This is a genomic window from Pararhizobium sp. IMCC3301, assembly GCF_030758315.1.
Classification (GTDB): Bacteria; Pseudomonadota; Alphaproteobacteria; order Rhizobiales.
This window is the reverse complement of record NZ_CP132336.1, coordinates 1,867,321-1,892,586: the sequence shown is the minus strand read 5'-3', so window position 1 is coordinate 1,892,586 and position 25,266 is coordinate 1,867,321. Positions and strand designations below refer to the sequence as shown.

Genomic DNA, 25,266 nt, shown 5'->3' with positions numbered 1-25,266 from the left:
TTGTCAGATCAGCCAGTTTTAGCCGGGCCGGGGCGGAACATTCTGAACGCGGCCCAATTTGTGGTGTTGATCACCATAACGAAGATCAGCAATGCGCCCCAGATCAGTTCACGGGCGAAATTCGACACCTGCAGCATATTGAGACCGCTGGACAGGAACTGCATGGACAGCACAGCCAGCACCACGCCCACGACGCGGCCATAACCGCCATAGGGATTGACGCCGCCCAGCACGGCAATCAGCACCGCCAACAGCAGATAGCTTGAGCCGTAATCGGCTTTCGCGGAATTCGCCCGGCTCATGATGACCAGTCCGGCGACGGCCGAAAACATGCCGGACATGATGTAAACCTTGAGCAGCATGCGGTTGATATCGATCGCGGCAAACAGGGCGGCCATCGGGTTGGCGCCATACATGGTGACTTTCAGGCCGAAGCTTGTGCGCGTCAGCCCAATATGCAGCCCGATTGCCATCACCGCAAAGACGATCAGCGGAACCGGAATACTGAACAGGCGTTCGTTGCCGAGCCATGCCACCACTTCGGGAAAACCCATAACCGCGCTGCCGCCGGTCATGGCGACGGCAAAACCAGTGAACACCAGACCGGAGCCGACTGTGGCAAGGATCGGCGGCAAGCCGAAATAGGCCACCAGTGCGCCATTGATGTAGCCGCAAATAGCACCGATCACCAGAGAAACGAAAATGGCGATTCCGAACCACAGCAGTGCCAGGCTGATGCTCATTTCAGGGCCGGAGAAACGGGTCAGAATGGTAGCGGCAATCACTGCGGTAAAATTGGCGATGCCAACGACGGACAGATCGATGCCGCCGGTCATCATGGTGATCGTCATGGCCAGCGCAAGGATTGCAAATTCGGGAAACTGAAACGCCATTGAAGTCAGGTTCTGGGTAGACAAAAACCGCTCCGGCGACAGAAACGACATCAGCGCGAAGACGCCGACCGCAATCATCGCCAGGCGGAATTCCGGTGACTGCATCAGGTTCGCATTGGTGGGCGGTGTGTTCATGAGTTTCCCTCAGGCGGCTTTGGCTGCGGTGCGTTTTGCCTCGTAAGCAGGCAGGCCGGTTCCGATCAGGATCAGCAGGCCAATGGTGACCGACTGCCAGGTTGATGGAATTCCGATGACGATCAGGCTGTTCTGCACCAGCACAATCAGCGCGACACCAAGCAAGGTGCCGGTCAAAGTGCCATAGCCGCCAACCAGGCGCGCGCCGCCGAGCACCACTGCGGCGATCACCGACAATTCCAGACCGACCAGCGAGAACGGGTCAGCCATGCGGCCCATGGCACCGAAAATAATGCCTGCAAGACCGGCAAGTGCGCCGACATAGACATAGATGAAGAATTGCGTCGCCCGAACATTGATACCAATGCGGCGGGCGCTTTCGACCGAGCCGCCAATGGCGAAAATCGACCGGCCCAGCATGGTTTTCTGCAGTATGAACCAGGTCAGAACGACGACGAATACCAGCGCCGCCAAAGCCCAGGGCAGGGCATAGAAATTGCCGGCTTCCGTGGTGCCACGGGCAATCATCATGCGAGAAAAGTTCCGCATTTCCGGAGGCAGGGCGGAAATCCGCTCAGAGCCGACAAAGGTCAGCAGAAAGCCGCGAAACACAGAAAGCGTTCCCAGCGTGACAATCAGCGTCGGCAGGCCGAACCCGGCGATGAATATGCCATTGATCGCACCCAGCAACGCCCCGATTCCCATGGAGATGGCAAAAATCAGATACCAGGGCATCTCCGGCCACAGGCCAAGGGTGAGGATGGTCGTCGTGTACATGGCGAATACTGCGACAGCGGTGAAGCTGACATCGATACCGCCTGATACCAGCACCAGCATGGCCGCCACGGCGAGGATGCCAAGCACGATTGATGCGCGCAACAGATCGCTCAGGGTCGTCACCGAGAAAAACAGCGGATCGGACAGGGTTGCGATGATGCAAAAGCCGATAATGACAACGGCAACCAGCGTTTCATTGCGAATGAAAAACCCTTTTGGCAGCCAGTTGGTCATGATGCGAGCCTGTGGGCGAGTTCAGTTTCGTTGACCGACATGCCTTCGATTTCGTCGACGATGCGGCCCGCCTTCATCACCAGAATGCGATGGCAGGTGGCCAGCAGTTCCGGCAGATCGTCGGAAATCACGATGATGCCGATGCCGGAGCGGGCCAGATCGCGGATAATGTCATGAATTTCCGCTTTGGAGCCGACATCGACACCGACGCTGGGACCGTTGAGGATCAGAACGCCGGGTCGGCGAGACAGCCAGCGGGCGAGGGCCACACGTTGCTGATTTCCGCCTGACAGGGATTTGACAGGTGCCTCGATATCGGGCGCCTTGACCTTCAGCCGCTTGAGCCAGTCAGCGGCTTCAGCCACCAGCGAGGACAGATTCAGAAATCCGTGCTTTTCATGGGCTTCAAGGCGGCCCACCGCAACGTTGCGCACGATCGACTGAGTCAGAAACAAGCCTTCGGTGAGGCGGTCTTCCGGCACATAACCGATTCCGCCGATAGCTGCGGCAATGGGATCGCCCAGCGGGATGGATTTTCCATTGAGTATAATTTCACCCTGATCGGGATTGGCCAAACCAAACAGCGCTTTGGCGAGCGATGTGCGGCCGCTGCCGAGCAGGCCGGTGATGCCCAGCACTTCTCCTGCCTTCAGATCGAAATTGACATCGCTGAAGGCATCTTCCTTGCCAAGCGCGGTCACTTTCATCAGGGTTCGTGCGCCCGGATCAATTGCGGAGGGCGGCACTTCAGCGACGTCGCGGCCCGTCATATGGCGGGTCAGGGAGGCGGCGTCAAATTCTCCGGCCGGACCTTCGGCGACTTTCTTGCCATTGCGCAGGACAAATACTCTTTCGCTGACTTCCAGCATTTCGGCCAGCTTGTGACTGACAAAGACAACAGCGACACCATCCTTCTTCAAGCGGCGGATGATCTCCAGAAGAGACCGCACTTCACGTTCAGTCAGTGCTGTTGTCGGCTCATCCATGATAATCAGGCGCGCATTGGAGGCGAGGGCGCGGCAGATTCCAACCAGTTGCTTGTGAGCTACAGGCAGATTTTCCACCCTTGCGTCGAGCGGAATGTCAACGCCAACGCGCTGCAGAACCTCTTTTGCCAATTGGCGTGTTCTGGCGCGCTGGAAAAACCGGCGATGGCTGCTGAGCTGGGTAGAAAATGCGATATTCTCGGCGACGGAGAGATTGGGGAACAGCGAGAAATCCTGGAAAATCAACATCACGCCCGCTGCAGAAGAGATGCGCGGGTTCAAATTCACTCTGCGCTGGCCGTTGATATAAATTTCACCGGAGGTCGGCTGTTCGACGCCGGCCAGTATTTTAATCAGGGTGGACTTTCCCGAGCCGTTTTCACCGGCGAGGCAAACGGCCTCGCCCGGACTGACGGTAAAATCCACATCATCCAGAGCGGTGACGCCTGCATAGCGTTTTGTGACGCCGTGCATCTTGATAAAGGCGTCAGGCGTTGCCTCGGGCATAAGCAATCTTCAGGTCATGAGAAAGGAAAGGGCGGCGGATAAGACCGCCGCCCGCATTGTATGGATCAGAACGGATAATCTGCCATATTTTCCTTGTTCACATTCACCCAAGCCTGGCCATAAATGACCTTGCCGTCCAGAGTGATTTTCTCATAACCCGGCAGGCCGAGATCCATGCCGTCGGTTACGGCTACGCCATCAATGACCATCGCGGCCAGTTTGTTCATGGCATAACCGGCAATCGATGGATCCCAGAAGCCGATGCCGTCAACAGCGCCGGTGTCGAGATATTGTCCGGCAATCGAGGGCAGTGATGTTCCGAAGACGCAGGTTGCATCTTCCATGCCGCGTTCTTCAACGGCAAGTCCGATGCCGGCAACGTCTGTGGAGGCGGAACCCTGCATACCCTTGATGTTGGGGAATGCGCGCAGAACTTCCTGAGCCTTCTCATATGCCTTCTGGGAATCGTCAAAGGTTTCGTTCTTGTCGCCAACCAGCGTCATGCCGGGGTATTTTTCCTTCTGGTAGGCGATGGCGCCGTCAACCCACTGATTATGGGTCTGTGATGTCAGCGAACCGACAAAAACAGCATATTCGCCGGTGCCATCCATGCAGGTGGCCAATTGTTCCATCAGGTTGGCACCGAAATCTTCATTAACGAAAGCTTCGATGTCATAATTGATGTTCTGCTGGCTCGCCGCTTCATGGGTGATGACGGTGATGCCCGCGTCCATTGCGCGTTTGAGAACCGGCTCCAATGCTTCCGGTGACATGGGCACAACTGCGAGGGCATCAACGCCCTGGGCAATCATATCTTCAATCAGCGCAGCCTGCTGCTGCGGATCGGCCTGTGCCGGGCCAACCTGAAATGCGTTGTCGGAGGTGGCTGCAGCATATTCCTTGACGCCTTCTTCCATCCGGTTGAACCACTGAATTCCGGCGATCTTGACCACGGTCGCGATGGATTTGCCTTCAGCCATCACCGCAGTTGAACCAGCGGTGAGTGCCGTACCGGCAAGCAATACTCCGGCAAGTAGAGTTGTACGTTTTTTCATTTATTCCTCCATGATGCCCTGGGGGGCGTTTACTCCGGACTTCCTATTCTGGACGTTTCCGGCCGAATTTTTCTGTGGCAGCCGGTTGCTATTCCAGCAAAAAACCGGAACCAGCGCAAGTCTGCAAACGCCGAATCCTGTTGGGACTGCGGCGGTGCTTAGCGACGCTTCGCAACACTTGTGCATTGACTGCACGTATGTGACTATATAACGATAAGGATGTTGGTCAAGGCGTTTTGAAAAAATTACAATACGCCGGCAAGAGTCTGGCGAAAGGACCCGAAGCGAGTCAAAACCGAGTCGGGGAGGAGTTGATCTGAATGCTGGCTGTCACGCGCCAAGATGACGAGATCGCGCATGCGGCGTGGCTGTATTATGTAGGCAAATTAAGTCAACAGGAAGTCAGCGACCGCCTGGGTATTTCGCGTTTCAAGGTGCTGCGTCTGCTGGCAGATGCGCGCGACCGGGGGATGGTCCGCATATCGCTTGAGCACCGCACCTCGCGGACATTGGCGCTGGCGGACAAACTAGCAGAACGGTTCAATCTCAAGGAAGTGAGGGTGGCACCTGTCCCCGTGGCCGCTGACGATTATGAGTATGCGCGGCTTGCTGTGGGCATTCTGGCTGCGTCCTATCTGACGCGTGTTGCCGGCAATGATCAGCGTTTTACCATCGGCATTGGCTGGGGGCGCACCCTGTCGGCAATGGCGGATAATCTTGCCGGTCTGAAAAACCAGAATCTGACTTTCGTGTCGCTGATGGGGTCGGTGACCCATGCAATCCATACAGCACCGGTTGATGTGTGTGTGCGCCTCGCCGCGCAAACCGGTGGCAGAGCAATGCTGATGCCAGCGCCGTTTGTCGCGGATGATGCTGCGGCATGTGAGTTGATCATGAGCCAGCGGCTGGTGCGCGAGACGATGAAAGTGGCACGCAGTTCGACCCACGCCATCATGAGTGTTGGCGAATGCCGAGATGGTGCCATTTTGTTTGAAAGCGGGCTGTTCAGTCCGCAGCAACTTGATGAGTTGCGCGACAATGATGTGGTCGGTGATTGTTGCGGCGTGTTTTTCAAAGCGGATGGCTCGATTGCCGATATGCCGCTGAATAAATGCACACCCTGTGTGAAACCCGATGAAATGAGCGCCATGGATGTGGTGATAACAGCAGGTGGTGCCACCAAGGCGACCGCCACTGTGGCAGTGTTGCGGGCCGGTTTCGTCGACCGGCTGTTTTTGGACGAAATACTTGCGGAAGCGATTTTGCAGAACAGTTGAAAAAAGAGGATGCGATGGAAGGCTTTGGTGTTCATACCAGTATGTGGACAATGTCCTGGGACAGGGCAGGATGCGAGCGGGCGGTGGCGAAAGCGGCCGCTTATAAAATGGATTTTCTCGAGATAGCGCTGCTTGATCCGCCTTCGGTTGATGCGGAACACAGCCGCAAAACCCTTGAGGCTCACAATATGCGCTCGGTGTGTTCTCTGGGACTGCCGGAAGCGGTCTGGGCTTCGCGCAATCCCGATGGTGCCGTGGACTTTCTCAAGCAGGCGCTTGATAAGGCGGCTGCGATGGGAAGTGAGGCGCTGTCAGGCGTCACCTATGGCGGCATTGGAGAGCGCAGCGGCATGCCGCCAACAGACGCGGAACTGGATAATGTTGCCAAAGCACTTGAGGCCACGGCAAAACATGCCAAATCGCTTGGTCTGCTGTTCGGCATCGAACCGGTCAACCGCTATGAAACCCATCTGCTCAACACCGGCTGGCAGGCGGTTGCGATGATCGAACGGATCGGCGCGGACAATATGTTTGTGCATCTTGATACCTACCACATGAACATCGAGGAAAAGGGCATTGCGCAAGGCATTCTCGATGCCCGTGATCACCTGCGCTACATCCATCTGTCTGAATCCGATCGCGGCACACCTGGTGCCGGAACGGTCGGATGGGATGAAATTTTCGCCACCTTGCGGGCGGTCGATTTCAAGGGCGGACTGGCGATGGAGAGCTTTATCAACATGCCGCCGGAGCTGGCCTTCGGGCTTTCAGTGTGGCGGCCGGTGGCCAGCGGAGAGCTTGAAGTCATGGAAAACGGGCTGCCATTTTTGCGCAACAAAGCCAGACAATACGGATTGATATGACAGCGATTGAGACACAGATGGGCAGCAATTCGGAATTGGCTGCCCATTACGCCATGATGCAACGGGTGCGTCTGTTTGAAGAACGCGTGGGGGAACTGTTTGTGCGCGGCCAGTCGGCCGGCTCAATGCTGCATTTGTCGATTGGCGAGGAAAGTGCCGCGGTTGGCGTCTGCTCGCAGATGCGCGATGGCGACAGCTTTACGACCCACCATCGCGGCCATGGCATTTTTCTGGCGCGTGGCGCCGATCCGGCGCGGATGATGGCGGAAATTGCCGGCAAGCAGGCCGGCTATTGTTCCGGCAAGGGCGGCTCGATGCACATCGCCGATATGAGCCTTGGCCATCTGGGTGCCAATGCGATTGTCGGTGGCGGCATTCCGGCTGTGGTCGGTGCCGGTCTGGCGGCGCGGCACAAGAAATCTGATGCGGTCAGCGTTGCATTCTTCGGTGATGGCGCAACCGGACAGGGCATCCTGTACGAGAGCATGAATATGGCCGCATTGTGGGGTCTGCCGGTGCTGTTTGTCTGCATCAACAACCAGTATGGCATGGGAACACGGATTGATCAGGCAACGGCCAACACGGTGTTGCATGAGCGGGCGAGCGCCTTTGGCCTTGCCGCTGAAACCGTCGACGGTCTGGACGTGCTGAATGTTGTTGCTGCCGCCAAAAGGCTGATCAGCGGCGCGCGGCGCGGCAGACCGGGTTTCCTGGCGATTGATTGCTACCGCTTTTACGGTCATGCCCGCAAGGACAAGTCGCCTTACCGCGCTGAGGATGAAGAAGCTGCAGGCCGGGAAAAGGATCCGGTGCTGCAGGCTCGTGAAAATCTTCTCAGTTCCGGAGAAATGGATGACGCCGCACTGGACGCGCTGGATGCCAGAATTGCCGATGAAATGGATGCGACAATCGATTTTGCCATAGCCCAGGAAGAGCCGCCGCTGAGCTCGATGTTCCGCGATGTCTACGACCCTTCGCAGCCGGAACCGGAACCGGTCCGCACCCGGCTTGAACGTATATTGGCACGAGATTGAGGGGCGATCATGGTTGAAACAACTTACAGAGACGCATTGCGCCAGGCACTGATCGACGAGATGACCAGCAACCCTGATGTCATCATCATGGGAGAGGAAGTCGGCCGCTATGGCGGTGCCTATGGTGTGACCAAGGATCTGATCAGCCAGTTCGGCAGCGAAAGGGTGATCGACACGCCGATTTCCGAAGCCGCCATTGTCGGTGCGGCGGTGGGCGCGGCGATGGCCGGGCTGCGGCCGGTGGCCGAACTGATGTATGTCGATTTCATCGGCATGACGATGGATCAGCTGGCTAATCAGGCTGCCAAGATCCGCTATATGTTCGGCGGTCAGATCGGAGTACCGATGGTGCTGCGCACCCAGGGCGGCACAGGCCGCTCCGCCGGGGCACAGCACAGCCAGAGCCTTGAATCCTACGTCATGCATACGCCCGGTCTGCGGCTTGCCATGCCGGCAACCGTGTCCGATGCGTATCATCTGTTGCGCCAGGCAATGCGTCAGCCGGACCCGGTTGTGTTTATCGAGCACAAGGGGCTCTACACGATGAAGGGCGAGTTGGATGTGGAGGCAAAGGCGGCCCCGTGGGGCCAGGCAAACATCATGCGCGAAGGTGATGATCTGGTGATCGTCAGCTATTCGCGGCAGTTGCACTACGCGCTGGCAGCGGCGGAGACGCTGGCCGAATCCGGCGTCGAGGCCTGCGTCATCGACCTGCGCACGCTGAATCCGCTTGATTTCGAAACCATCCGCCCGCAAGTCGAGCGCGCTGGCAGGGCGATGGTGGTGGCGGAAAGCGTCATGACCTGCGGCGTCGCGGCGGAACTGGCGAGCCGGATTTCGGAGGAATGCTTTGACTTTCTGGAAGATCCCGTGATCCGGGTTGCCGGCGAGGATATTCCGATTTCCGTGTCGCCCCTGCTGGAAAAAAATTCTGTTCCCACGCCGCAGCTGATCGTTGATGCGGCAAAGATGCTGCTGGCATGACGATGATCACCCTTGCGATGCCGCGCCTTGGCGAAACCATGGAGCAGGGCACCATCACCAGCTGGCTCGTCGAGCCGGGGCAGAGTTTCAAGCGCGGCGATCCGCTGCTTGAGCTGGAAACCGACAAGACGCTTGTTGAATATCCCGCCCTTGGTGCGGGCACGCTGGTGAAGATACTAGCCGCGCCAGGCGATGTGGTTGATGTCGGTGAGCCGATTGCGCAAATCGAGAGCGATGATCCCGCCATGAGCACTGAGGCAGAAGCGCCAGTGCCGGAGCAGAAGCCCGAATCGGCTGGCAAAGTCCCGACCGCGAGTTCCGGACCCAAAATCCAGACCGTCTCCAACGGCGGCAGCATCAGAGCCACGCCGCTGGCCCGCCGCAAAGCGCGGCAGGCAGGCCTTGCCCTGGCTGATATTTCCGGCACCGGCCGGCGCGGGCGGATTGAAGCCGGTGACGTTGAGGCGGCGCGTGGTGGCGATAGCGTCGCTGCCTCTGTTCGCCCCGGGCCTGATGCGTCTGCGGATGCCACAGGCGGGTTTGTGCTGGTCCATGGTTTTGCCGGCGATCAGACTGGCTGGGCCGCTCTGGCAGGCGCGCTGCGCCGCGCCGGACATAAGGTGGATGCGGTTGATCTGCCTGGCCATGGTGGCAATGAAGGCGTTGCCAACCATCCGGAAGATTTGGTCGCCTGGCTGTCGGCATATTTAAACAGGGCCGCAAAACCGGTGCATCTGGTCGGTCATTCGCTGGGCGCTTTTGTGGCGGCGCGCGCCGCCGCTGAGATGCCGCAGGCCGTTGCCCGGCTGACACTGATTGCGCCCGCAGGCTGCGGCCTGGAGATCAACGGGGCATTTGTGTCCGGCATGGCGGATGCGCAATCTGTCGGTGAAGTGTCGCATCTGCTGCGGCTGCTGGGGCCGAAAGCTGCAACCCTGTCAGCGGAGGGCGTGTCGGCCATGGCAGCGCAACTGGCCAAAGGCCGGCTGACGGCGCTGGCCGCCGCCATGGCACGGGGCAATACGCAATGTATCGATACGATTTCCGCCATTGCTGCGCTGCCGGAAAGTCTGCCGGTATCGGCGCTGTTCGGCGTGGCCGATGCGATCATTCCCCGCGACCAGATCTTCAACATGCCGCCGCGCGTTGCGCTCCATGTGCTGCGCGCCGGCCACATGCCGCAATGGGATGCGCCTTCTCAGGTCGAACGCCTGTTGACGCAGGGCATGGATGCCGCAGTATGATGGCTCGGGAGGAGCAGAATCATGGCCTATATTCTTACCGCTGACGGCGGCACGGAAAGCCTTCGCGCCCGCCTTTACACTCTGGAAGGCAAATGCGTCGCATCCCATGCGGAAGCCTATGAAACCGTGTTTCTTACTGGTGCGCGGGCCGAGCAGCGGCCACAGGACTGGTGGGACTGTCTTGTCAAGGCCACCCGGGCCTGTCTGGCTGCCGCCAATGTCAGTGGCGATCAGGTTGAGGCCATGGCCTATGCCACAACCTGTTGCACGGTTGTGGCGCTGGATCATAATGGCGATGCCCTGCGTCCTGCCTTGATGTGGATGGATGTACGCGCCGATGCGGAAGCGGCTAAGGTTCTGGCCACCGGTGATGAGCGTCTCGTTCTCAATGGCAATGGCACCGGGCCGGTTTCGGCGGAATGGATGATCCCGAAAGCGTTGTGGCTGAAACGCAATGAGCCCGGCATCTTCGATGAGGCCACCACGATTTGCGAATATCAGGACTATCTGACGCTGAAACTGACCGGGGAGCGTTGCGCATCGCTGAACAATGTCGGCCTGCGCTGGCATTATGACAACCGCGGCAGCGGCTGGGCAAGCACGCTGGTCGATGCGCTTGGCATGCCCGAACTGGTGCAAAAATGGCCCTCGCGAGTGGCAGCGCCCGGCGAAGTGGTCGGCACGCTGACGCCGAAATCCGCCGAGGCGCTGGGCCTGACCACTGCCACCAAAGTGGTGCAGGGCGGCGCGGATGCGCTGATCGGCATGATCGGTCTTGGCGTCGCAAAGCCCGGGCAATTGTGCCTGATCACCGGCTCGTCGCATCTGCAGTTTGGCGTTACCGAAGCGCCATTTCATGCCAAGGGCGTGTGGGGCGCTTATGCCGATATCGTCTATCCGAAGCGTTTTATTGTGGAAGGCGGCCAGACTTCGACCGGATCGATCATCAACTGGCTGAAGCGGTTTGTCGGTGGATCGCTGGATTTCGACGCGATGAATGAAAAGGCGGCGGCGCTGCCGCCTGGCTCGGAAGGACTGATCGTGCAGGATCATTTTCAGGGCAACCGCACGCCCTATACCGACGCCCAGTCGCGTGGCGCGATTACCGGGCTGACGCTGGCCCATGAACCGCATCACGTGTTCCGCGCCGTCATGGAGGGCATTTCCTTCGGCACCCGTGCGATCCTCGATGCATTCCGCGATGGCGGCTATGAAGGCACTGAAATCACCGTCGGCGGCGGCGCCACTGCCTCGCGGCTGTGGATGCAGATCCATGCCGATACGGCTGGCCTGCCAGTGCGTATTCCAGCCTCCCCCGATGCCCCTTCCATGGGATCAGCCATTCTGGCAGCCCACGGCGCCGGCCATTTCACCACTATCGATGAAGGCATCGAGGCAATGGTGAAACCGGGAGTCGTGATTGAGCCGGATCCCAAGGCGATGGCGCAATATGAAGAGGTCTATCGCAAATATCTGGCGCTTTATCCGGCATTGAAGGGCGCGCTGTCGGCCTGACCGGCAACCTTACAACCAGCATATTGCACTGGTCAAAATCCGCATGATGATATCTTAGGACCAGCAGCGGAGCGGCTATCCCTCACAATTTCGCACCAATCTGCAGGCAGAAACATGGAATTTCGATAAAAAATATTTATCGATCAAATACCAAAATGCGATTAGACAGGCGGCTCCGTTCACGACACGATGCCAGTCTGTACAAAGGATTTTTGGAATATGACCGACAAGAACATCTATCTGAAATTCGTTGAAGCCGATGTGACGGGTATCATTTCCCTTTATTGGGAAACGGCACCGGAGACATGCAAAGCAATCTGGGGCGCGCTGGAAAAACCAATCCAGGTGCCCGCCAGCCATGCTATTTTCTCGGGTCCCGAAATCATGATGGGATTGCCGGAAGAGGCGCGCAATTTCGACCCCAAAAAATTGCCACCGGAAAATCAAACCGTGCTGCCGCAACCTGGTGACATGCTGTGGTTCTACCAGCCGAAAAATTTCTTCAAGATCGACCCTGAAGAATTCTGGGAGGTCGGCATGTTCTATGGTGTTGGCGGCCGGACCTTCGGGCCTACCGGATGGATACCATGCACCTATTTCGGAACCATGACCGAAGGCCTCGACGCGATTGCCGAACAGTGCCGGCTGATCCGCAAGGATGGTATCAAAACAGTCGAAATTGGCCGGAAATAATCGATCCACCAAACGGTCCGGCGATTCGGCAGCGGACCATCCGTTTAAATAAATAAACGAAAAGGGACAGGACATGAAAAACATCAAAACGAAAGTCACAGTCAGTATTATTGGCGTTTCCGCGCTGCTGGCCAGCACGGCGCTTGCGCAGGCTCAAACCATCGTCATCAACTCTTTTGGTGGTGCCTATGAGGAGGCGCACCGGGAATGCATCATTAGCCCGTTTGAAGCAAAGACCGGTGCGGATGTGCAGATCGTCACCGCCTATTCCGCAGATGCCTTTGCCCAGTTGCGGGCGCAGAAGGATGCACCCCAGTTTGACGTTATTCACTTCTCAGGCGGACAGGAAATTGTCGCTGCAAGTGAGGGTCTGTTATCGCCGATTGATGCGTCGAAACTGACAAATGCAGCCGATGTTTATGATTTTGCCAAAGCCAATCTGGCCAAGGGCGAAGGGCCGGCCTATTCGATTGCCGCGATCGGTTTGCTTTACAATACACAGAGCGCCGATCCCAAGCCGACCAAGTGGATAGACCTGATGAATGAGGCCTATTCCGACCACATCGTGCTAACAGATATTTCCAACGGCTACGGGATGCTGGGCTTTTTGATGCTGAATCAGGTGAATGGCGGGGATCTGGACAATATTCAGCCGGGTCTGGATGCCGTCAAAACCCTTTTGGATAATGGCGCGATCATCGTTTCCACCTCGCCGGAGATCCAGCAGGAGTTCGCCCAGAACGATGCCTGGATTGCTGCCTATGCGTCGGATTATGCGTTTACGCTGCGCAAGGCCGGTCTGCCAACGGCTTTCGTGCAGGGCAGCGAGGGCACACCGGCAAGCCTGATCACCGCCAATGTGGTGGCTGGCCGTCCGAACCAGGATCTTGCCATGGAGTTCGTCGATATGTCGATTTCTCCGGAGGCGCAGGCCTGTTTTGCTGAAAAGCTGCGTTATTCGCCGACCAATGCCAAAGCGGAACTGTCTGACGAGGCCGCCGCCGATGTGGCTTATGGCGAAGCAGGGGTGAGTGGCCTGATCCGGTTTGATCCGGTAAAGATCGAGGCCAACCGGTCGGCATGGGTTGATGCCTGGAACCGGACCATTGCACGCTAGAACAACCGCCTGATCTGCGCCGCCGCCGGACAGACCTGTGGCGGCGCAGATCAAAGCGCCTTTATCCCTGTGTGAAACCAGAACAGGATGACAATGACGGATCGGGCGGAAAACACGCTGCTGATTTTGCCGGGCCTGCTGTTGCTGGCACTGGCATTTTTCGTGCCAATCGCGCAAATGCTGGTGTTGTCGATCTCTGGCGAAGACGGGCCGACACTGGCGCATTTCACGCGTTTTCTGTCCGATCCCTATTATCTGAATGTGCTGTGGCGCACCGTGCGTCTGGCGGCGATCATCACGCTGATCTGCGCTTTGATCGGCTTCCCGCTGGCCTATATCATGGCCCATGTCGGCGCGCGTGCGCGGCTGTGGCTGGTGATCCTCATCATCTTGCCGCTGATGACCAGCGTTGTGGTGCGGACCTTTGGCTGGATGGTGCTGCTGAGCCGAAGCGGGCTCGTCCCCGAGATGCTGCGCGATCTGGGCTTTGCCGGGCGCAATTTCAGCCTGATGCAGACCGAGACCGCCATCGTGATCGGCATGGTGCAGGTGCTTCTGCCGTTTATGACATTGTCCATTCTGGGTGTTGTCAGCCGTATAGATACAAAGCTGGAAGAGGCGGCGCGCACCATGGGCTGCAGCTTTCTGCAGACCCTGCGCACCGTGGTGCTGCCATTGTCGACACCGGGGATTGTGGCCGGATCATTGCTGGTTTTTACGCTGTCCGCGAGTTCTTTCGTCACCCCCAACCTGCTGGGCGGATCGCGCATTCAGGTGCTGGCGGCTTCCATCTACCGCTCGGTCACACAAACACTGGACTGGCCATTTGCCGCAGCCCAGGCGGTTATATTGTTCCTGGGTATTCTGGTCCTGCTGATCCCCTATGCAAGGTTGTCGGGCCGGTCCCATGGTTAGAGGTGTTTCAACGCGGATTCGCATCGGGGCCATGGTCTTTGTGGTGCTGACCGGGATTTTTCTGCTGGCCCCACTGGTTGTGATTGTCGGCGTGTCAGTGTCCGACAATCAGTTCATCAGCTTTCCGCCGAGCGGATTTTCGACGCGCTGGTATGAGGCGGTGTTGACGTCTGACGCTTATGTCAATGCAGCCTGGATCAGCCTCCAGGTAGCGCTGCTGGTGACCGTCACTTCCTGTCTGGTCGGCGGCGCGGCGGCCATCGCGCTGCATCGGCGCAACCTGCCCTTCACATCTGCGCTTTCGACGGTGTTTCTGTCGCCGCTTGTGCTGCCGACGATCATCTATGCCATTGGCATGCTGATGTTGTGGAGTGCCTTGTTTGGCCCGGTCTCGATCATAACGCTGTGGATCAGTCATACGGTCATCACCACGCCCTATGTGATCCGCACTACGCTGGCGGTGTTGTCAGAATCAGATCCGCATCTGGAAGAAGCAGCGCAGACCATGGGTGCCAATCGCTTTCAGCGGCTGCGGCTGGTGGTGTTGCCGCAATGTCTGCCAGGGCTGGCAGCCGGCACCTTTTTTGCTTTCAACATTTCTTTCGACGAGGCTGTGCTGGCCTTATTCCTGCGCAAACCCGGCACAACCACGCTGCCGGTGCAGATTTACGGCCAGCTGGAGTTCAGCCCGGACCCTTCGGTCGCCGCCGTCTCTTCGATCATGATCGGCCTGACCATTGTTCTGATTTTCATCATCGACCGAATGCTCGGTCTGCACCGTTTTGCGAGTACCTGACTCATGGCAGAAGTTCGCCTCACCACCATCAAAAAAGCCTTTGGACAGGTCGACGTGCTGCACGGTATTTCGCTGGATATTGCCTCGGGTGAATTTGTCAGCCTGCTGGGTGCATCGGGCTGTGGCAAGACCACGCTGCTGCGCATCGTTGCGGGACTGGAAAGCGTCACCTCGGGGAGCGTTGATATTGGCGGCCGCGATGTAACACATCTGCCGCCCGAGCAGCGTGACATTTCCATGATGTTCCAATCATACGCGCTGCTGCCGCATCTGAGCGTCGCTGAAAATGTGCGCTTTCCGCTGCGCATGCGACGCATCGGGAATCTTGAGGAACAGCAGGAAAGAGTGCGCTCCACACTCGACATTGTGCAACTTGGCGCTCTGGCAGAGCGTAAGCCAAATCAACTCTCCGGGGGCCAGCAACAGCGGGTGGCCCTGGCGCGGGCAATTGTTTCCCGGCCAAAAATATTGTTGCTGGACGAGCCGCTCTCCAATCTGGATGCCAGGCTGCGCGAGGATATGCAGGTCGAACTGATTGAAATCCATAAAGGGCTCGGCCTGACCACGCTGTTCGTGACCCATGACCAGGAAGAGGCCTTAAGCCTGTCCGACCGGATTATCCTGATCAATGAGGGCAGGATTGAACAGGAAGGCAGTCCGCGCGAGATATATGCCAGACCCGCCACTGGCTATGCCTCAAATTTCCTCGGCGCGGCCAATCTGATTCCGGCGACGATCGCTGAAACAGAAAACGGCCCGGTTGCCAGTCTGGCCGACGGTCAGACATTGCCGCTTGATGCCGCAGAGGCCACGCGCGGCCCCGCCACTTTGGCGCTGCGCCAGGAAGACATCGTGTTGAAGCCGGTAGAGCCCGCGGAGTTGAAGGGCCATGTTCGTACCCGCGTCTATCTGGGAGCCCGGAACCGCTATGTCATCAAACTGGGTGGAGACGAGATTCGCGTGTTGGCACGTCACGATCTGGATTTTGAGCGCGGCGATGAGGTCGGCCTGTCGATTGATCCGCACCGGATTCGTGTCCTGCCGGACAGCGCTACGTAGAGCACTTTCAACTCGACAACAAAATGAGTTTAGCCATGAACCAATATGAGAACCGGCTTTTTATAAATGGCGGATATGTCGCTGGGGAGGGGCGCGAGGAGGCGGCGTTCGATCCGGCACGCGGCGTTGAACTGGCACGGGTTGCTTCGGCTAGTGACGGGCAGATCGATGCGGCTGTGGAGACCGCGAGCCGGGCCTTTGCGGGCTGGCGCAACACGACGCCGAAAGAACGCAGCCGCGCCTTGTGGGCCATTGCGGACGCGGTTGAGACCAATGCTGCGGCGCTGGCCAAAATTGAATCGCTGAATGCGGGCAAACCGTATCGTTTTGTTGAAGCCGCCGAGCTTGCCAATGTGGCCGATGTGTTCCGGTTTTTTGCCACAGCCGTGCGCAATGTTCCCGCAATTGCCGCTGATGACTATCGCGCCCATGGCAAGACCAGTATGATGCGGCGCAGTCCGATCGGTGTGGTTGCGTCGATTGCACCGTGGAACTATCCGTTGCTGATGGCGGCGTGGAAAATTGCTCCGGCCATCGCAGCGGGCAATACGATTGTCATCAAACCATCGGAGAACACGCCGCTCAGCCTGCTGCTCCTGGCGCCGATCCTCAACAAAGTGCTGCCGGATGGTGTCGTCAATGTCGTTTGCGGAAACGGTGCGGAGGTCGGGCAAGCGCTGATTTCACATCCGTTAGTGCGGATGATTTCTCTGACCGGCGATATCCGCACCGGGCGCGCTGTGCTGAAGGCCGCCGCCGGCGAGCGCATCAAACGCACCCATCTGGAACTGGGCGGCAAGGCGCCGGTGATCGTTCTGGAAGATGCTGATCTGGACAGCCTTGTCGCAACAATGCGCGAAGCCAGTTTTTATAATGCCGGACAGGACTGCACCGCGGCCTGCCGCGTGTTTGCGGCAAAGTCCGTGGCCGATGAGTTGACGGATAGGCTGAGCGACATGATCGGCAATTTGATCTATGGCGCGCCGGAGCGCGACGATGTCGAGTTCGGCCCGCTGATCAGTGCCACCCAGCGCGACCGGGTGGCTGGCTTTGTCGAGCGCGCCCGTGATGGCGGACATGATATCATCGCAGGTGGCAATACGCCCTCCGGCCCGGGCTATTTCTTTGAGCCAACCCTTGTGCGCGCCCCGATTGAAGCCGAAATCGTGCAAAAAGAGGTGTTCGGACCTGTCGTCACGGTGACAGAATTTGACGAGGTGCAGACGGCGCTTCGCTGGGCCAGCGACTCTGAATATGGACTGGCATCGTCGGTCTGGTCACGCGATACGGCCGCTGCGCTACGCATTGCCAAAGATCTTGAATACGGGGTGACATGGATCAATACCCATGGCGTATTTGCGACGGAAATGCCTCATGGCGGGATGAAAAACTCAGGATATGGGTCTGATCTGTCAATGCAGTCGCTGCTCGACTACACACAGGTCCGCCATATCATGGTGGCCTGACCGATCTGGCGTTCTAATCGATCCAGGCCATGTCCGGTTCGACATCGGCGCAGTAATCGGCCGCGCTGAGACGCGCCAGATCGACTACCTTGCGAATGAAATCCTGATGTGTCGAGGCCTGATAAGACGCGATGATCGGAATCGGCGGGAAGCGTTTGGCCACCTTGACCTGTTGCAGCAATCCCATATCCAGCTCGCGTCGAATGGTCACGGTAGGAATGGCACCTACACCAAACCCGTCGATGATCAGATTGATGATGGCATACAGCGAGTTGCAGCTTGTCAGCTTTGACGCCAGCGCCTGTTCGTCGTGAAAATACGGCGCAATCATCTGGTAGGGCGGGGAATTTTTGGGAAAGCTGATAATCGGCAGATCGGCCAGGGCGGCCACCGTGTAGGTTCTGTCCGGTTCAATCAGTTTCGGTGACCCGGCCCAGACCATCTGCAGCACACAGGAAGTGAAACTGCGAAACCCGTCACCCAGAACCGGATAAAGCGAAAAGATTAGATCGAATTCTCCCTTGTTCATCCCCGCAACAAGATTTTTTGTGCCGTCAACGGTCAGTTCAATTTTGAGACTTGGAAAGTTGCGGTGCAACGATTCAATGAAATGCGGCATCCAGGTAGATGATATGGAATCGATGGCGCCGATCTTCAGCGGCTCCAAGGCCGGTATCATATCGCCCTGAAGGTCGCCTTTCAGCCGGTCTATGCCGCTGAGAACAGCTTCAAAACTGTGCAGTACCCGCTCGCCATCCGGGGTCAGCGCGAAAGAGCCGTCGCCGCGATTGATCAACCGGCTTTCCAGCTCGGCCTCGATTGCAGCAAGCCGGCTGGAAACCGCTGGCTGCGTGGTGTTGAGTTCGCGCGCGGTACGGCCGAAATGCCGATTGCGCGCCAGAGCGACGAAGGTTTTGATGTCGAGAATTCGCATGGGGGAAGTGTATAGATCGCATGAGGGATTGGACAGTGGTAGCGCTGCCACACCGGACGGTTACGTATTGCCGGAATTTGCGCGCTTTTTTGAGGTAACCCTCTCAAAACACCGACGTGCTCCCCTGAAACCTCCCAGAATTGCAGGTCGTCTTTTTTCTCAATCATTTCCGAGTTCGCTGAGGATCCCGTCGGCGTTTATGATCGATTGAGCGATCTCCAATGTCGTCGCCCGTTTGGCCATCGCCTGTTTGCGAATGATCGCGTAAGCTTCCTTATCGTTGAGGCCGTGGTGACGCATCAGGATGGACTTTGCTTCATTCACTTTTTGAACGTTTTCCAGTTTAGACTTGAGTTTGACGATATCTTTTTCGAATTTCCGGCTCTCCGACCAATAACGACGCGCCATGAGTATTGAACTCATAACACCGGCGGCTCTGACCGGCTTGGTGATAACCGCATGAGCCCCAATTTCGAACAGGCCCTGAAGAACGGAGGGGTTCTCGTACTCAATGATCGCAATGATCGCCGGAAGATTGTCCTTGGACCTTAAAAAAAGTGGCTTGATCTCGGAGGGGCTCGTCGCGTCCACATCGACAAAGAGCACATCAATGCCTTTGGGTAGCGAGGAGGGGATGGGCCAAATAGCCTCAAATGGACAACCAATACGATGAATCTGTCGTAGCAGTTCTTCAGCCGGTTTGTCTCTGGGGTGCATGACGCCGACATTCAGATCGCGCAGGCTGTTTATAAAGCTGCCCATCTGGTGGTTTAATCCCCACCAATCTTCTGAGCACGCAAGCTCCAATCGTTTATCTCTGGATTAACCAAATAGGGATCAGGCTTGATCATATGCCTGACCTTCGTCTTGATCTTGAACTCGCCCTGGCTGTCCACAACCCCAATCCGGGATTGCAGGTAAGTGTGGTTGTTGTCGGGATCGATCTTGATTTCGCCTTGTGGCGCTTGAAAGGTCATCCCCAGCAGAGCCTCGCGCAAGGCATCTGTATCGGACTCGCCACATTCGGCCAATGCTCGTGCGAACATATGAACCTGGCAGTAGGCCGCTTCGCAACAGGAGGTTACGTCCACGATTGTCCCGAATTTCGCTTTGTAGCTCTCCAGGAATCTTTTGTTGGATTCTGAGCGGATCGAACGGAAGTAAGGTGCTGCTGTAATATGTCCCTCTGCCGCTTCCACACCGATTTCGGCAATCTCAGCTTCATTCGTAGTCAGGCTCGAGATAGGTCGTTCGATGCCGTTGCCTAAAGTTTTATGATAGGCCGAATAAAAGTTTATGCAGCTTTGGCCGACGACTGTCGAGAAAATAGCGTCAGGCTTCGTACGCTCAATGTTCGCAATGATGCTCTTGAATCTCGCAATTCCGGCATTCAGCGGCACATATTCCTCACCAACCACTTCTCCACCTCCCTGACGAAGAACGTTGCGCATGACGCGATTGGATTCCCTTGGATAGATGTAGTCAGAGCCGACGAAATATATGCGCTTTCCGTACGTCTCCATCAGGTAGTTCGCCAGAGGCACACTATTCTGATTTGGCGTTGCGCCGCCATACATGACATTCGGCGAATACTCGAAGCCTTCGTAAAGCGTGGGATAGAAAAACAAGGCGTTCCTGCGTTCAACGATCGGGAGAACCTCCTTGCGGCTTGAGGACATGTAGCATCCAAAGATCACGAGAATTTTGTCTTCCACGATCAGCTTTTCAGCGAGTTCCCCGTACTTCTTGACCACTGAACCGGGGTCGTAGGAGACAGGTTCAATCGCTTTGCCGTGAACCCCGCCTTTTGCATTGATTTCATCGATCGCGAGCAAGGCACCATTCAGTTGAGACTGCTCGATGATCGATGTAACGCCCGACGTCGAGAACAGAATTCCAACTCTCCAAGTGTCTTTTTTATTCACTGACGGCACCTTTTTTTATTTTCTCGAAATTTATTGTCTGACCGCACAGTCTGGCAACAATGCGCTGAGCTTCAGGCGAGCTTTCACTATCACTACTGATCGCCAGCAAGAAGTTCGAAAGTGGAAATTCCAAGTGCTTGCGTATTTTCCGTCGAATGTCGCGCGCGCCGAAGCGCTCATCATATCCTTGACGCGCGATGTAGCTGACAACTTCAGGTTCAAGCTCCAGATGATAGTTGTGTTTGCGAAGTCGTGCGTTCAGATGCTCTATTTCCACCGCGACTATTTCTGGTAGGCGCGTCACGTCAATTTTGTTGAAAATTTCGATGTGATCTATCCGATTGACGAACTCCGGTGGAAATCGTGCAAGAAGGCTGCTCATCATGGCATCCATCGCTGCATTTTCATTTGTGCCCTGCCGTGTCTTCAATCGCGCGCTGATGCGCGACCACAATGTGTCAAGTTGCTGAGTACCAAGGTTGCTAGTCATAAAGATGATTGCATTGCGAAACGAAATCGTTCGTTCGCCCGACGCGACGGTCAGGATACCATTGTCAAACACGTTCAGCAGCGCCATGACAACTTCGTCGCTGGCCTTTTCCAACTCGTCAAACAACACGATCCCTGGAAGGTTGCGGCTGCCCTCGATCTTGGTCTGATCGAGGATGGTAGTTCCCTCTTTGGAGCCAACATATCCAGGTGGCGCGCCAGTCAGGGCGGCTGCATAATGTTCCTGCGCAAGCGTGTTCATGTCGATCCGGCAAACTGCATCAGCATCTCCGTACATGGCACGCGCGAGCAGCCGAACGGTTTCAGTTTTCCCCACACCTGTCGGACCGGTGAAAAGCATGGAAACCAAGGGCTTGCGTGGATCTCCGATATCCGCGCAGATTGTTCTGAGATACTGCATGAGGTTATCGATGGCGTGATCTTGCCCGATGATATGATCGCGCAGCTCAAGCTCGATCCTGACCAGATCAAAATTGAAACGTGAGTTTGCCAGACCGTCAGAATGTCCCGATACAGCACTCAAACTCGAGATGCGGTTTTCATCCGCCAAAGCGCGCTTTAAACGATCCTCGCGCTGCGTACTCTGCATCTTGTCCGTCAGAAATGGCATATTTGTACCTGATCATCTGTGAAACCACAGACCAAAAACAGTGGCGGTGCGGCCAGGGTGTGGAGAACCCCGAGACGCCGCACCGCCATGAAAGTCAGCTCGCTTCTTTTTCTTTTGCGCCTGTGGGTAGATTGCCGACCGGACACTGCGCGACGCCAATTGTTGAACGCGTCAACTTTTGAACGTCTTCGCGTGTTTTCTCCGCATCGTTGACCCAGTTGCGGTAGAACTCGAACGGGCAATCAGCCACGCCCTGGTCTCCATCTCCAGACGCCAGAACTCCGGTATAGCCACGGTGCAGCAGTTTGAAGAGGTGGTTCTGAGACTGGTCGTTGGCGCGCGCATCCCGGATTTCGGGAATCGAAAGCTGGCCATACTGGATACCCATCTCTTCTTCGCCGCACTCGCCAAGTGTGCGACCATCGAAGCCGATAATCGCGGAGTGGCCAAAATAGCTGTACACACCGTCAAATCCGGTCGCGTTGGCCACAGCTACATATGAGTTATTCGCCCAGGCCATGGCTTTGGCCATGAGGACCTGCTGATCCTTCGCGGGATACATGTAGCCCTGGCAACGAACAATGAGCTCTGCCCCCTTCATCGCGCAATCACGCCAGATTTCAGGGTAGTTCCCATCATCACAGATGATCATGCTGATTTTCATCCCCTTCGGCCCTTCCGTAACGAAGGTCTCGCCACCCGGACACCATCCCTCGATGGGACACCAAGGCAGAATCTTGCGATACTTCTGCACGATCTCACCCTTGTTGTTCATCAGGATAAGGGTGTTGTAGGGATTTTTGCGCGGATGTTCCTCGTGACGCTCGCCGGTAAGCGAGAAGATGCCCCACGTGTTTGCCTTGCGACACGCACGCGCGAAGATTTCGGTTTCATCACCCGGGATGACGGCGGCCGTTTCCATCATCTCATCGGGATCATACATGATGCCCTGGGTGCTGTATTCCGGGAAGACGACAAGGTCCATTCCTGGCAGGCCTTGCTTCATTCCAACGACCATCTCGCCAATTTTCTCGGCGTTCTCCAAGACCTCAGCCCTGGTGTGCAATCGTGGCATTTTGTAGTTTACGACAGCCACTCCAACTGTTGTGTCGCTGCTGGAAATATCACCGTGTCTCATGAAGTAGTTCCTCTCTAGGTGCTGGGTTGGTTTGCTTTGTAAACAACAGGATTCCTCAAAATGTCAGATGCCGTTCAACGATCTCGTCAGTGAGATCGTTCTTCCCCCCGGACATGGCTATTCTGCCCTTGTCCATGACGAAAAAGCTGTCAGAAGCCTGACGCGCGAAGGGGATGCTCTGTTCGACTAAAATGATGCTGATCCGGCGATCTCGATTGAGATGAACGATGGCCTCCTGGATCTGCTTGACCATGTTAGGCTGAATACCTTCGGTAGGCTCGTCGAGGATCAGGATTTTAGGGTCCATTGCAAGCGCGCGCGCAATAGCGAGCTGCTGCTGCTGACCACCGGAAAGATCGCCGCCCCGGCGGTTGAGAAATTCGCGTAGAATGGGAAAAAGGTCGAACAGGTAGTCGGGGATGTCCCGTTTGCCATCCGCTCGCGCATATGTGCCCATTATAATGTTTTCACGCACTGAAAAGCGCGGAATAATTTCGCGACCTTGGGGAATATAGCCAATGCCAAGCCGGGCCCTTTCGAAGGGCTTGCTTCCCTGAAGTTCATTTCCGTTGAATGACAATCTGCCAGTAGATCTGTCAGTGAGACCCATGATCGTCTTGAGCAAAGTGGTTTTGCCGACACCATTGCGGCCCAGAATGGAGACGAACTCGCCTTCTTCTATCTTGAACGACAAATCCCGGATCACAGGACTTTTGCCGTAATAGGAATAGAGGTTTTCAGCTTGAAGGATGCTCATGGATCAGTGTCCCAAATAGGCGGATTTGACAGCCTCGTTGTTCTCAATTTCTGCAATCGATCCTTCGGCAAGTTTCTTGCCTTGCGCCATGACAGTGATCCGATCTGCCACCTGGCGAACAAACGACATGTCATGCTCGACAACGATCAAGGCATGCGCCGCGCGCAATGTTGCAAAGATCGCGGCGGTTTTGTCTGTCTCCTGGATAGTCATGCCAGCCGTGGGTTCATCCATCAGGATCAGCTTGCTGTCCTGCGCGATGAGCATGGCGATTTCCAACCATTGTGTTTCACCGTGAGACAGATTGCCGGCCATCTCGTCCCGCTTGGCGGCCAGTTCGACCAGTTCCAGAATACGTTCAATTTCCGCACTTTTTTTGCGGCCGAAGCTCAGAAGGGTTTGGGAAAGCCGGTGCCGCTTTGATCGCGCAACCTGGAGATTTTCGTCGACCGTCAGCTCCTTGAAAACCGTGGGAACTTGAAACTTGCGACCGATGCCGCGCCGCGCACGTTGGAATTCGAGCATGCTCGAGATCTCTTGACCATCAAAGCAGATCGAGCCTCCCGTCGGCTGGGTCTTGCCGCAGATTAAATCCAGCGTCGTCGACTTTCCCGCTCCATTGGGGCCAAGCAGACACAGGATTTCGCCCTTACTGACCGAAAGATCCAAGCCGTCTACGGCCCTCAGACCTCCAAACTCGACGCGCAGATCGGTGATTTCCAATAGTGCCATTCAACGCCCTCCTTCTGTTTCACCGACTTTGGTGGGAACGATGAGCGGCTGTGCGGAGCTCTCTTTCTTTCCTTGGCGAGCAATCCATTGCCATCCGGAAACGATGAGCCCGTGCAACCCGGTCGGCATGAACAGAACGACAAATACGAAAGTCGCGCCAAGCATCATGTGCCAAACTTCGACGAAGACGTCCGACAAGCGCCCTTCGAGGATATTGACCAGGATAGCTCCAACAGCCGCGGCGATGACTGAATTGCGGCCGCCAACTGCGCACCAGATAACGATGGCAAGGCTGAAAGACACACTCATATAAGTTGGGGAAGCGAATTCGAGGACGAGCGTATAGAGCATGCCTGACCATCCGGCGAGGGCGGCAGAAATACAAAAGATCAACGTCTCGTATGACGCCACGTTGTAGCCAAAAAACCGCGTGCGGGTGGAATCTTCGCGGATGGCGCGCAGGATTAATCCGAATTTGCTGTGAACCAGGTAAAGACCGACCAGCAACGCGGCGATCAGGCATCCGGCAATCAGATAGTAGAATTGCAGACTGTAGGTATCGACTGTCCAGCCCAGCAAAGTGAGAGGTGCAAGACCTGTCAAACCATTCTGACCGCCGGTGAATCCCTGTTGCTCGATAACCAACAGCTGAAGCGCGACCAGAAAGGCTAGCGTGATCACCGCAACAAACACTCCGGAAATCCTGGCGCGGAACATGAAGACGGCAATGAGCGCACCGACAAGTGCGGGGACCAGAAGGCCTGCAATAAGGGTAAACGGCAGAGAGTGAAACGGGACCCAGAACCAAGGCAGGCTTTCAACATTGTTCCAGCCCATGAAATCAGGCAGGCCATCGCTTGCCTTCAATTTCAGATGCATCGCCATGATATAGGAGCCAATGCCAAAGGTGGCCGCCTGTCCAAGGTTCAAAAGCCCGGCCGTTCCCCAGGACAGCGCAAGCGCCATGGAGACGATGCCAAGGCTCAGATAGCGTGAATATGTGTTGAGCTCGTAGCCATCGAAGCTGAGCAATATGGGAAAACCCAGAACAACCACTGCGGCAAAAATCACCAGTGCCATGAAGTCATATTTGAATTTCTTGCTCATGGC

24 protein-coding genes are annotated in these 25,266 nt (G+C 56.6%); 12 read left to right on the top strand and 12 right to left on the bottom strand.

The features are described from left to right. Window positions 1-8 precede the first annotated feature (8 nt). The 4 genes from RAL88_RS09150 to RAL88_RS09135 all read right to left on the bottom strand — a co-directional run bounded on the left by RAL88_RS09150 (window position 9) and on the right by RAL88_RS09135 (window position 4,587). On the bottom strand, window positions 9-1,028 hold the full coding sequence (locus tag RAL88_RS09150) for an ABC transporter permease (protein ID WP_306268932.1): 1,020 nt from the start codon (window positions 1,026-1,028) through the stop codon (window positions 9-11). Between the two features lie 9 nt (window positions 1,029-1,037). Then, window positions 1,038-2,039, bottom strand: a complete 1,002-nt coding sequence (locus RAL88_RS09145; protein ID WP_306268930.1) for an ABC transporter permease — start codon at window positions 2,037-2,039, stop codon at window positions 1,038-1,040. Continuing rightward, on the bottom strand, window positions 2,036-3,532 hold the full coding sequence (locus tag RAL88_RS09140; protein ID WP_306268928.1) for a sugar ABC transporter ATP-binding protein: 1,497 nt from the start codon (window positions 3,530-3,532) through the stop codon (window positions 2,036-2,038). Before RAL88_RS09140 ends, RAL88_RS09145 begins: the two co-directional genes overlap by 4 nt. Before the next feature lie 65 nt (window positions 3,533-3,597). Next, window positions 3,598-4,587, bottom strand: a complete 990-nt coding sequence (locus tag RAL88_RS09135) for an autoinducer 2 ABC transporter substrate-binding protein (protein ID WP_306268927.1) — start codon at window positions 4,585-4,587, stop codon at window positions 3,598-3,600. Window positions 4,588-4,907: 320 nt separating this feature from the next. On the opposite strand from RAL88_RS09135, the gene RAL88_RS09130 reads away from it, so the two are divergent. From RAL88_RS09130 to RAL88_RS09075, 12 genes are all read left to right on the top strand, one after another. Next, complete coding sequence (locus RAL88_RS09130) at window positions 4,908-5,864, top strand: sugar-binding transcriptional regulator (RefSeq protein WP_306268925.1); 957 nt, start codon at window positions 4,908-4,910, stop codon at window positions 5,862-5,864. Between the two features lie 14 nt (window positions 5,865-5,878). Beyond that, complete coding sequence (locus RAL88_RS09125) at window positions 5,879-6,727, top strand: sugar phosphate isomerase/epimerase (RefSeq protein WP_306269627.1); 849 nt, start codon at window positions 5,879-5,881, stop codon at window positions 6,725-6,727. After that, entirely contained in the window at window positions 6,724-7,761 is a 1,038-nt protein-coding gene (locus tag RAL88_RS09120; protein ID WP_306268923.1) for a thiamine pyrophosphate-dependent dehydrogenase E1 component subunit alpha, read from the top strand. Before RAL88_RS09125 ends, RAL88_RS09120 begins: the two co-directional genes overlap by 4 nt. Window positions 7,762-7,770: 9 nt before the next feature. Next, a complete protein-coding gene (locus RAL88_RS09115; protein WP_306268921.1) occupies window positions 7,771-8,745 on the top strand; it encodes an alpha-ketoacid dehydrogenase subunit beta in 975 nt (324 codons plus the stop codon). Beyond that, the gene (locus RAL88_RS09110) at window positions 8,742-9,989 is read left to right on the top strand and encodes an acetoin dehydrogenase dihydrolipoyllysine-residue acetyltransferase subunit (RefSeq protein WP_306268919.1); all 1,248 of its coding nucleotides are present in this window, start codon (window positions 8,742-8,744) and stop codon (window positions 9,987-9,989) included. The genes RAL88_RS09115 and RAL88_RS09110 overlap by 4 nt, the downstream gene beginning before the upstream one ends. Before the next feature lie 21 nt (window positions 9,990-10,010). Beyond that, window positions 10,011-11,504: a ribulokinase gene (locus RAL88_RS09105; protein WP_306268917.1), complete on the top strand. Its 1,494-nt coding sequence runs from the start codon at window positions 10,011-10,013 to the stop codon at window positions 11,502-11,504. Window positions 11,505-11,723: 219 nt separating this feature from the next. Next, a complete protein-coding gene (locus tag RAL88_RS09100) occupies window positions 11,724-12,197 on the top strand; it encodes a DUF3830 family protein (RefSeq protein WP_306268915.1) in 474 nt (157 codons plus the stop codon). 73 nt (window positions 12,198-12,270) lie between these two features. Next, complete coding sequence (locus RAL88_RS09095; protein WP_306268912.1) at window positions 12,271-13,314, top strand: ABC transporter substrate-binding protein; 1,044 nt, start codon at window positions 12,271-12,273, stop codon at window positions 13,312-13,314. Window positions 13,315-13,407: 93 nt separating this feature from the next. After that, window positions 13,408-14,229 (top strand): ABC transporter permease, encoded by an 822-nt coding sequence (locus RAL88_RS09090; protein ID WP_306268910.1) that lies wholly within the window; start codon window positions 13,408-13,410, stop codon window positions 14,227-14,229. After that, window positions 14,222-15,025, top strand: coding sequence for an ABC transporter permease (locus RAL88_RS09085; protein ID WP_306268908.1), 804 nt, complete (start codon window positions 14,222-14,224; stop codon window positions 15,023-15,025). Before RAL88_RS09090 ends, RAL88_RS09085 begins: the two co-directional genes overlap by 8 nt. Window positions 15,026-15,028: 3 nt before the next feature. Continuing rightward, window positions 15,029-16,084 (top strand): ABC transporter ATP-binding protein, encoded by a 1,056-nt coding sequence (locus RAL88_RS09080; RefSeq protein WP_306268906.1) that lies wholly within the window; start codon window positions 15,029-15,031, stop codon window positions 16,082-16,084. Between the two features lie 35 nt (window positions 16,085-16,119). After that, complete coding sequence (locus RAL88_RS09075) at window positions 16,120-17,550, top strand: aminobutyraldehyde dehydrogenase (protein WP_306268904.1); 1,431 nt, start codon at window positions 16,120-16,122, stop codon at window positions 17,548-17,550. 13 nt (window positions 17,551-17,563) lie between these two features. On the opposite strand, the gene RAL88_RS09070 is transcribed toward RAL88_RS09075, so the two are convergent. From RAL88_RS09070 to urtC, 8 genes are all read right to left on the bottom strand, one after another. After that, the gene (locus RAL88_RS09070; RefSeq protein WP_306268902.1) at window positions 17,564-18,484 is read right to left on the bottom strand and encodes a LysR family transcriptional regulator; all 921 of its coding nucleotides are present in this window, start codon (window positions 18,482-18,484) and stop codon (window positions 17,564-17,566) included. A 159-nt stretch (window positions 18,485-18,643) separates the two neighbouring features. Beyond that, window positions 18,644-19,246, bottom strand: coding sequence for an ANTAR domain-containing response regulator (locus RAL88_RS09065; RefSeq protein WP_306268900.1), 603 nt, complete (start codon window positions 19,244-19,246; stop codon window positions 18,644-18,646). A gap of 8 nt (window positions 19,247-19,254) precedes the next feature. Then, entirely contained in the window at window positions 19,255-20,409 is a 1,155-nt protein-coding gene (locus RAL88_RS09060) for a transporter substrate-binding domain-containing protein (protein WP_306268898.1), read from the bottom strand. After that, window positions 20,402-21,529 carry an AAA family ATPase gene (locus tag RAL88_RS09055; protein WP_306268896.1) on the bottom strand — a complete coding sequence of 376 codons (1,128 nt, stop codon included), beginning with the start codon at window positions 21,527-21,529 and terminating at the stop codon, window positions 20,402-20,404. Before RAL88_RS09055 ends, RAL88_RS09060 begins: the two co-directional genes overlap by 8 nt. A 94-nt stretch (window positions 21,530-21,623) precedes the next feature. After that, window positions 21,624-22,667: an aliphatic amidase gene (locus RAL88_RS09050; protein WP_306268894.1), complete on the bottom strand. Its 1,044-nt coding sequence runs from the start codon at window positions 22,665-22,667 to the stop codon at window positions 21,624-21,626. A 55-nt stretch (window positions 22,668-22,722) separates the two neighbouring features. Further along, window positions 22,723-23,418 carry an urea ABC transporter ATP-binding subunit UrtE gene (gene urtE, locus RAL88_RS09045; protein ID WP_306269625.1) on the bottom strand — a complete coding sequence of 232 codons (696 nt, stop codon included), beginning with the start codon at window positions 23,416-23,418 and terminating at the stop codon, window positions 22,723-22,725. Window positions 23,419-23,427: 9 nt separating this feature from the next. Next, entirely contained in the window at window positions 23,428-24,156 is a 729-nt protein-coding gene (gene urtD, locus RAL88_RS09040) for an urea ABC transporter ATP-binding protein UrtD (protein WP_306268892.1), read from the bottom strand. After that, on the bottom strand, window positions 24,157-25,263 hold the full coding sequence (urtC, locus tag RAL88_RS09035; RefSeq protein WP_306268889.1) for an urea ABC transporter permease subunit UrtC: 1,107 nt from the start codon (window positions 25,261-25,263) through the stop codon (window positions 24,157-24,159). Window positions 25,264-25,266: the final 3 nt, after the last annotated feature.

Coding starts and splice junctions, on each gene's coding strand:
- RAL88_RS09150 (WP_306268932.1), bottom strand. CDS start 1,028: ATGAACACACCGCCCACCAATGCGAACCTGATGCAGTCACCGGAATTC.
- RAL88_RS09145 (WP_306268930.1), bottom strand. CDS start 2,039: ATGACCAACTGGCTGCCAAAAGGGTTTTTCATTCGCAATGAAACGCTG.
- RAL88_RS09140 (WP_306268928.1), bottom strand. CDS start 3,532: ATGCCCGAGGCAACGCCTGACGCCTTTATCAAGATGCACGGCGTCACA.
- RAL88_RS09135 (WP_306268927.1), bottom strand. CDS start 4,587: ATGAAAAAACGTACAACTCTACTTGCCGGAGTATTGCTTGCCGGTACG.
- RAL88_RS09130 (WP_306268925.1), top strand. CDS start 4,908: ATGCTGGCTGTCACGCGCCAAGATGACGAGATCGCGCATGCGGCGTGG.
- RAL88_RS09125 (WP_306269627.1), top strand. CDS start 5,879: ATGGAAGGCTTTGGTGTTCATACCAGTATGTGGACAATGTCCTGGGAC.
- RAL88_RS09120 (WP_306268923.1), top strand. CDS start 6,724: ATGACAGCGATTGAGACACAGATGGGCAGCAATTCGGAATTGGCTGCC.
- RAL88_RS09115 (WP_306268921.1), top strand. CDS start 7,771: ATGGTTGAAACAACTTACAGAGACGCATTGCGCCAGGCACTGATCGAC.
- RAL88_RS09110 (WP_306268919.1), top strand. CDS start 8,742: ATGACGATGATCACCCTTGCGATGCCGCGCCTTGGCGAAACCATGGAG.
- RAL88_RS09105 (WP_306268917.1), top strand. CDS start 10,011: ATGGCCTATATTCTTACCGCTGACGGCGGCACGGAAAGCCTTCGCGCC.
- RAL88_RS09100 (WP_306268915.1), top strand. CDS start 11,724: ATGACCGACAAGAACATCTATCTGAAATTCGTTGAAGCCGATGTGACG.
- RAL88_RS09095 (WP_306268912.1), top strand. CDS start 12,271: ATGAAAAACATCAAAACGAAAGTCACAGTCAGTATTATTGGCGTTTCC.
- RAL88_RS09090 (WP_306268910.1), top strand. CDS start 13,408: ATGACGGATCGGGCGGAAAACACGCTGCTGATTTTGCCGGGCCTGCTG.
- RAL88_RS09085 (WP_306268908.1), top strand. CDS start 14,222: ATGGTTAGAGGTGTTTCAACGCGGATTCGCATCGGGGCCATGGTCTTT.
- RAL88_RS09080 (WP_306268906.1), top strand. CDS start 15,029: ATGGCAGAAGTTCGCCTCACCACCATCAAAAAAGCCTTTGGACAGGTC.
- RAL88_RS09075 (WP_306268904.1), top strand. CDS start 16,120: ATGAACCAATATGAGAACCGGCTTTTTATAAATGGCGGATATGTCGCT.
- RAL88_RS09070 (WP_306268902.1), bottom strand. CDS start 18,484: ATGCGAATTCTCGACATCAAAACCTTCGTCGCTCTGGCGCGCAATCGG.
- RAL88_RS09065 (WP_306268900.1), bottom strand. CDS start 19,246: ATGGGCAGCTTTATAAACAGCCTGCGCGATCTGAATGTCGGCGTCATG.
- RAL88_RS09055 (WP_306268896.1), bottom strand. CDS start 21,529: ATGCCATTTCTGACGGACAAGATGCAGAGTACGCAGCGCGAGGATCGT.
- RAL88_RS09050 (WP_306268894.1), bottom strand. CDS start 22,667: ATGAGACACGGTGATATTTCCAGCAGCGACACAACAGTTGGAGTGGCT.
- urtD (WP_306268892.1), bottom strand. CDS start 24,156: ATGGCACTATTGGAAATCACCGATCTGCGCGTCGAGTTTGGAGGTCTG.
- urtC (WP_306268889.1), bottom strand. CDS start 25,263: ATGAGCAAGAAATTCAAATATGACTTCATGGCACTGGTGATTTTTGCC.